The sequence below is a fragment of the uncultured Dysosmobacter sp. genome, from assembly GCF_947631635.1.
Classification (GTDB): Bacteria; Bacillota; Clostridia; order Oscillospirales; family Oscillospiraceae; genus Oscillibacter.
In genome coordinates this window covers 25,684-31,964 of record NZ_CANRMB010000037.1, presented here as the reverse complement: position 1 = coordinate 31,964, position 6,281 = coordinate 25,684, and the positions used below count along the sequence as shown (strand labels likewise).

The following is a 6,281-nucleotide window of genomic DNA, read 5'->3' as shown; positions in this document are numbered from 1 at the left end:
AAAATCGAACGAAAAAATACGGTGCAGTGGGCGGGGAAGAGGCCCCGCCCACCGGAAGAACGGGAATACAGATTCGGGGAAATCCAGCAAAATGTGCGGAAAAAGGGTATCTATTCCGCAACAGATTTCAGGAGGCATCCGCCACGTTGCAATTTATCCCACCTTTTTCTGCACGCCGCAGCCCTCTTGCGTCGCAAAAACGGACCAAAGTGGAGCGGTCTACCTTCAGGGCGCGGGCGGTGGCGGCATAGCTGTTGCCGCAGTCCAACAGGCAACGGATCACATCCTCTTTGCCGCTGAGTTTCGTGTGTTTGCCCAGTGCACCTTTCGGGCGTCCCAAAACAACACCAGCGGCCCGCCGGCGGGCCAGTCCCTCTTTTGTGCGCTGGCTGATGCTCTCCCGCTCCTGATGGGCGACATAACTGAGCAGCTGCAAAACAATATCGGAGATCAGCGTGCCGATCAGATCTTTCCCCTTGCGGGTGTCCAGCAGAGGCATATCCAGGACCACGATGTCCACATCCATCTTTTTTGTGAGGGTTCGCCATTGCTCCAGGATCTCGTCGTAGTTGCGGCCAAGCCGGTCAATACTCTTGATGTACAGCACATCGTCTGGCCGCAGCCGCTCCAACATTTGCTGATACTGCGGCCGCGCAAAGTCCTTGCCGGATTGTTTGTCAACATAAATGTCGGAGTCTGGGATGCCGACGGATTGCAGGGCAAATAGCTGTCTGTCCTCGTGCTGTTTGTCAGTAGATACGCGGGCATATCCAATTTCCATTTTTGAATCGACTTCCTTTCATAAACTTCTCAGAAAAGGTGAAGCAGTTCTATACGCATGAGAAGGTCTTTTGATTTTAAATCAGTATTATTTTCCCCGGAGTAGTTGCAATTTGGCAAGTGTTTGTGGTATGATACTCACAGAAAATATTTGAAGCATTCATTTTTTTCCTTTCAAAAATTCATATCGCCTCGCCGCAATCGGGCGGTGAGAAGGCCAATCGGGGCAGATAGTCTAGTGAGACTATCTGCCCCTTTTTTGCGCACTGATTATTTTGGACACGCAGCTTTTAATACACTTTGACAGCAAAAGGAGGCAGATTTATGAAAATCATTCGCATGGAGGCCACAGAGGCCGGAGGCTATCAGATTCAATATGGAGCGAGCAGTATCCCGGAGGGGTGCGCATTTGTCCCGGAAGAGCTGGATCTTGCGGAGTTCTACGAATTCAAGGGGTTTATCACCCCTGAATTCCAGCATGTCCCGGAAACGGACGAAAACCCGGCATATGATGTGATGCTGGGCTATGATGGGAATCAGGCGGCCCTTGACGCATGGAACGCGGCGCATCCCACCCCAGATCCGCTGAGCGAGGCGCGGGAGCAGAAGCTGGCTGAAATCTCAGCAGCCTGCAAGGGCGCAATCGAAAATGGACAGGACATCACGCTGAGCGACGGAAACGTCTACCATTTCGATTACTCCATTGAGGACCAGAGCAACATTGCCAGCATGTGGAACGCCGTGACCGCCGGGGCTACCTGCTATCCCTACCACGCCAAGGACGGCAACTGCACGGTTTATCCCGCATCTGACATCATCACCATCTACATGTCTCTGGCGGGGCTGCAGACCGCCCAGACCACCTACCACAACCAGCTGAAAGCCATGCTGCTGACACTGGGAAGCGTGGAGGAGATCGAGGCAGTCGTGTATGGGCAGCCGCTGGAGGGGACATATCTCGCCACCTACAATGAGATGCTTCGGACAGCCCAGGAGCAGATGGACGTCATTTTGAAGCGGATGGCCGCACTGGCGGAGGCGGAAAATGCGTAAACAGATCGGCCGCGCGGTTTTGAGCGTTCTGCTGTGGACCTGGATCGGGACCGCCTATTACTTCGGAGAGATTGTTTGGAAAACCTTCCGGGGAAGGCCCGAGACCATCAGCTGGACCATGCTGATCCTTGCTATCTTTCTCGCCATCCCCCTGGAGCGCTTCGGGGCGGAGCTTCCCTGGGAAATGCCGCTGCCGGCGCAGGCCGTGATCTGCGGGCTTTCCATCACGGCGGCGGAGTTTGCCGCCGGGTGCGTCCTGAACCTCTGGCTGGGGCTGGGGGTATGGGATTACTCTGAAATTCCCGGAAATCTACTGGGACAGGTCTGTCCGCAGTTTACACTCCTCTGGTGCGGACTTTCCGTGATCGGCATCGTGATCCTTGACTTTGCCCGCTACGCCGTGGAGGGGGGCGAACGCCCCCGCTACCGCTGGCTTTGAATACCGCGGAAATGAGTGGAAAGGGGGGATGAGGTATGCACGAATGTCACTGCCAGGGACCACCTTCGGAACTTCCGCCTGTTACGGACCGCTTTTTGATCTTTGAGGCTGAGGCGGGACGGGATATCCTGCTGGGCCGCACGGGCGAGCATATGGTCCGTAAGATCCGGTTCGATATCTCCGGCTGGCGGAGCGCCTTTGGTGACGGAGGCGTACAGCTGGCCGCGAAGCGAGGCGGGCGGGAGGCTCCATATCTCTGTGTTGTGGAGCAGGACGGCGACGACGTTTTTTGGCCTGTCACGGCGGCGGATGTGGCGGTTCCGGGTAACGGTTCCTGCGAGCTGCGCTACTATGTCGGCGGACAGAAGGTCAAAGCCATGGCTTTCCGGACCGTGACTATGGGCTCTGGAATCGGAGGCCCCTGCGGTCCTCCCAGCGGAAACCCGAATCAAGGGTCTCTGGAAAAGATGATGCGCCTGGGAGCGGACACGGAGCGAAACGCGGAGCGGGCCGAAACCGCCGCCATGGTCGCACAGCAGCAGGCAGAACGCGCCGCTGAAAAGGCCAGCGAAGCCGTTTTGAAAGCGGAAGAGGCTTTGGAGACGGCATCCAATGTGCTGAAGCAGGCGGAAAGCGTTGAACAAAAGGCGCAGGAGGCCGCGGCCAGCGCTGAAACGGCGTGGCAGGCGGCATCCAGCGCACAGGAGCAGGCGGCGGCTTCCGCCAAAATGGCGGGGAATGCCGAAGCCAGCGCCCAGGCCGCTCAGAAGGCCGCGGTGGAGGCGCAGACGCTCGTTGGTGAGCTGGAGGCCGTGACTTGGCCCACCGACGATGATATCCAGCAGATTTGGGACAGCACTGTTCCAGATGAAAACACAAAAACGGATGAAGAATCCGGAACATGATTTTTGAGGAGGAATTTATTATGGCTACTATCACTCATGGCGGCAATACCGCTTTTACCAAGCTCATTACCCTGGTCAAGACCGCCCTGGGCGGCAAGGTCGATAAGGTGGAGGGCAAGGTCCTGTCCACCAATGACCTGACCGACGCCCTGAAGCAGGGCTATGACGGCGCTGTGACGCACGCCGCTGCCGCTCATGCACCTGCCGGTGCGCAGGTCAACGTCATTGAGGCGGTGAAGGTAAACGGCACCGCCGCCGAGATCGCTGACAAGGCGGTGAACATCACCGTTCCCACCAAGGTCTCTGAGATCGCCAACGACAGCAAGTTCCAGACGGAGGCAGAGGTGGACGCGAAGATCGCGGCCGCCGACCATATGAAGCGCAAGAAGGTCACGTCTGTTGACGATATCGACGCTTCTGCCGCTGGCGCGGAGGAGTACATCTACATGGTGCCCAAGGGCACTGGCAAGAACGCCGATAAGTTCGACGAGTACATGGTGATCGACGGCGCCCCTGAGAAGGTCGGCGACTGGGAGGTAAACCTGGACGGCTATGTCCAGAGCAAGGATATCACCGAGATGACCGCGGATGATGTCCAGACCATCTGGGACAGCATCACCTGAGTCAGGCGGTGAGCGCCCGTGAATCCTGTTACTGGACCGACTGCGCTCCAGGCGGTGCTCAGGATCGTTAAGAGTGCCCTGAACGGGAAACAGGACAAGCTGCCAACGGGCATGATCAGCATCTGGTATGGAGCTGTCAACGCGATCCCTGACGGGTGGGCGCTGTGTGACGGGACGAACGGGACGCCGGATCTCCGGGACCGTTTTGTGGTGGGCGCGGGTAATTCATATTCCGTCGGCAATGCCGGCGGTGAAGCGACACACGCTTTGACCACTGACGAGATGCCCGCGCACAGCCACTTCGCAAGCATCCTTCGGGGCAAATTGTTTACCCTTGGGACAAGCGCTGGCAATTATCTGGTGACTTCCAGTCAGACAGATAACTCCAAACTGAGCGGGACCAGCGCCGGAAGCGGCCAGGCACACAACAACATGCCGCCATACTATGCGCTGGCATACATCATGAAACTGTGAGGCAACGTCTGAAAACCTGGAGCTGCCAAGACACATTTAAGGCAGCGGGGATGCTTTTTCCATCCCCGCTGCATTTCTTCAAGAGGGAAAAAACATGACACTGAAAGAACTGCTGGGTTTGGGCAGCGGCGGTCTTGCGCTGGTGCTGACGCTGATCCAGATATCCAAAATTGAAATCAATCCATGGAGCTGGCTCGCAAAGACCATTGGCCGGGCCATCAATGCGGAAGTTCTGAACGAATTAAAAGAAGTCAAATCAGAACTGGAAGAAGTGAAAACAGAGTTGGCGGCCACGCAAGAAAGATTTGCGGAGCATATAAAAATCGACGATGATCGGGACGCTGATGCCCACCGGAAGCGGATACTGCAATTTAACGAGGAACTGATTCGGAACCTCCGGCATACGGAGGAAAATTTCATAGAAATCCTATCCGATATTGATTTTTACAAAAAGTATTGCTCCGCACATAAGGATTACCAGAACGGCAGGGCGGTCCACGCCATTGCCAACATTGAACGGGTCTACGATGCAAGACTGCGAAAAGGCGATTTTTTGAGGCATACAGATGAAAAGGGCATAGTTTGACAGAGTGCGCCATATTCAAGATCCGGGCTATCTATATTTGGACGATGGATCTGCAGCGCTGGTGCGGATGAAAGGAGCAACATGCCATGGCTAAATTTTACACAGAGGTTCTGCCCAACAGCGAGTGGCGCTTTGAGCTGTATATCAACTCCGAGAAGCTGACTGCAAAGCAGATCGTGCGGCGGACGCACTGCGACCGGCTGATCAACCTGGGATATTTCAACATGCGGACGTTTCAGCCCACCGGCGGACTGATCGTGGGCGGGAAAGTGAAGCAGTATCCCGCCTATAAGGACTGGGGTGTGACCATCGACGCTGACGGAAATCTGGGCCGGGGCGCACCCAAGGAGGGATCCGGAAAACTGAACTGGTGCCCTGCGATGCCGCCGGAGCTGAAGGCCGGGAAAAAGGCGGCGGCCGCACAGTGGTTTGAGCGGAACGGGACCACGATGATCGGCTTCCGGGCGGATGGGACGCCTGTTTGGCTGATTTCCCTGAAGGCTGCCGGAAAGACGGTACGGAGCGGGGAGGGGGCCACCTCCGACGAAGCCATTGCCAAACTGGTGCAAATGGGCTGTGTGGATGTGCTGCGGTATGACGGCAGCTGGTCCACGCAGGCTTATATGAACGGCCAGTGGCATCTTCCGGGGCAGTATCGGGTGGTACATAATCTTCTGTTAGCCTATCGCCGCGGAAGCGCGGCGGACACGAAAGAAGAGCCGGGGGCACTGGCCGGCACCGGCAAAGGGAAGGTCATGGTGGTGAATACCCGCAGGGACCCGCTTTTGGTCCGCTCCTCACCGGAGGCACCGGTGAAGCCCCGGGCGTCCAACGTGGTGGGGAGCCTGCCGAAGGGAACGACCGTGACTGTGTTGGAGACCAAGAACGGATGGGCGCGGATCGGCAAAAACAGGTGGGTGTCGGCGGCGCTTTTGAAATGAGGTGAGAATGTTGGACACTTTCGAGATATGTGTTCTGGCGGTGTTTTCCTGCACTGCACTGTCTATCCTGCTGTGGGTGGCCCTGGGAGGCCGCCAGAGCGGGGGGAGGCTCCAACAGGATACCGGGGGAGTCCAGCAGGGAAAGTCGCGGAGAGAGTTTTCCAAATGCGTCTGCACGGTGATCTCGGTCATTCTGGTTCTGGTGGGGATCTGGATGATCTGGCGGTATTTCCAGCTGGTGGAGCTGGCTATCCATCAGGACAGCAGCGCACTGCCGGACGCCGCGCTGCCCATCGCCGGTATCACTGCCATCGTGGCACCGTTTGTCAGCTATCTATTGTATCAGGCGGGGCTGAAAAACAGCCGAAACAAATATGGCGTGGATGCGGACGGCCAGCCGTTCCGAAAAACACTGGACGGGGCAGATGCGCCGGATGAACCGACGGAGACTTCTGTTGGGGAAGGATAAGGAGGAAGTAA

General features: G+C 56.9%; 9 protein-coding genes. 8 read left to right on the top strand and 1 reads right to left on the bottom strand.

Annotation, left to right across the window (positions count from 1 at the left end; translation table 11 throughout):
- Positions 1-127: 127 nt before the first annotated feature.
- Positions 128-781, bottom strand: a complete 654-nt coding sequence (locus Q0Z71_RS15395; protein WP_298024662.1) for a recombinase family protein — start codon at positions 779-781, stop codon at positions 128-130.
- Positions 782-1,104: 323 nt separating this feature from the next.
- On the opposite strand from Q0Z71_RS15395, the gene Q0Z71_RS15390 reads away from it, so the two are divergent.
- The 8 genes from Q0Z71_RS15390 (at position 1,105) to Q0Z71_RS15355 (ending at position 6,270) form a co-directional block, all read left to right on the top strand.
- Complete coding sequence (locus Q0Z71_RS15390) at positions 1,105-1,833, top strand: hypothetical protein (protein WP_298024660.1); 729 nt, start codon at positions 1,105-1,107, stop codon at positions 1,831-1,833.
- Positions 1,826-2,272, top strand: coding sequence for a putative ABC transporter permease (locus Q0Z71_RS15385; RefSeq protein WP_298024657.1), 447 nt, complete (start codon positions 1,826-1,828; stop codon positions 2,270-2,272). Before Q0Z71_RS15390 ends, Q0Z71_RS15385 begins: the two co-directional genes overlap by 8 nt.
- Before the next feature lie 35 nt (positions 2,273-2,307).
- The gene (locus tag Q0Z71_RS15380; RefSeq protein WP_298024655.1) at positions 2,308-3,177 is read left to right on the top strand and encodes a hypothetical protein; all 870 of its coding nucleotides are present in this window, start codon (positions 2,308-2,310) and stop codon (positions 3,175-3,177) included.
- A gap of 20 nt (positions 3,178-3,197) precedes the next feature.
- A complete protein-coding gene (locus Q0Z71_RS15375; RefSeq protein WP_298024653.1) occupies positions 3,198-3,800 on the top strand; it encodes a hypothetical protein in 603 nt (200 codons plus the stop codon).
- A gap of 18 nt (positions 3,801-3,818) precedes the next feature.
- On the top strand, positions 3,819-4,274 hold the full coding sequence (locus tag Q0Z71_RS15370; RefSeq protein ID WP_298024651.1) for a hypothetical protein: 456 nt from the start codon (positions 3,819-3,821) through the stop codon (positions 4,272-4,274).
- A 94-nt stretch (positions 4,275-4,368) separates the two neighbouring features.
- Positions 4,369-4,860, top strand: a complete 492-nt coding sequence (locus tag Q0Z71_RS15365; protein ID WP_298024649.1) for a hypothetical protein — start codon at positions 4,369-4,371, stop codon at positions 4,858-4,860.
- 86 nt (positions 4,861-4,946) lie between these two features.
- Entirely contained in the window at positions 4,947-5,801 is an 855-nt protein-coding gene (locus Q0Z71_RS15360; RefSeq protein WP_298024647.1) for a phosphodiester glycosidase family protein, read from the top strand.
- Between the two features lie 7 nt (positions 5,802-5,808).
- The gene (locus tag Q0Z71_RS15355; protein WP_298024645.1) at positions 5,809-6,270 is read left to right on the top strand and encodes a hypothetical protein; all 462 of its coding nucleotides are present in this window, start codon (positions 5,809-5,811) and stop codon (positions 6,268-6,270) included.
- Positions 6,271-6,281 lie beyond the last annotated feature (11 nt).

Coding starts and splice junctions, on each gene's coding strand:
- Q0Z71_RS15395 (WP_298024662.1), bottom strand. CDS start 781: ATGGAAATTGGATATGCCCGCGTATCTACTGACAAACAGCACGAGGAC.
- Q0Z71_RS15390 (WP_298024660.1), top strand. CDS start 1,105: ATGAAAATCATTCGCATGGAGGCCACAGAGGCCGGAGGCTATCAGATT.
- Q0Z71_RS15385 (WP_298024657.1), top strand. CDS start 1,826: ATGCGTAAACAGATCGGCCGCGCGGTTTTGAGCGTTCTGCTGTGGACC.
- Q0Z71_RS15380 (WP_298024655.1), top strand. CDS start 2,308: ATGCACGAATGTCACTGCCAGGGACCACCTTCGGAACTTCCGCCTGTT.
- Q0Z71_RS15375 (WP_298024653.1), top strand. CDS start 3,198: ATGGCTACTATCACTCATGGCGGCAATACCGCTTTTACCAAGCTCATT.
- Q0Z71_RS15365 (WP_298024649.1), top strand. CDS start 4,369: ATGACACTGAAAGAACTGCTGGGTTTGGGCAGCGGCGGTCTTGCGCTG.
- Q0Z71_RS15360 (WP_298024647.1), top strand. CDS start 4,947: ATGGCTAAATTTTACACAGAGGTTCTGCCCAACAGCGAGTGGCGCTTT.
- Q0Z71_RS15355 (WP_298024645.1), top strand. CDS start 5,809: ATGTTGGACACTTTCGAGATATGTGTTCTGGCGGTGTTTTCCTGCACT.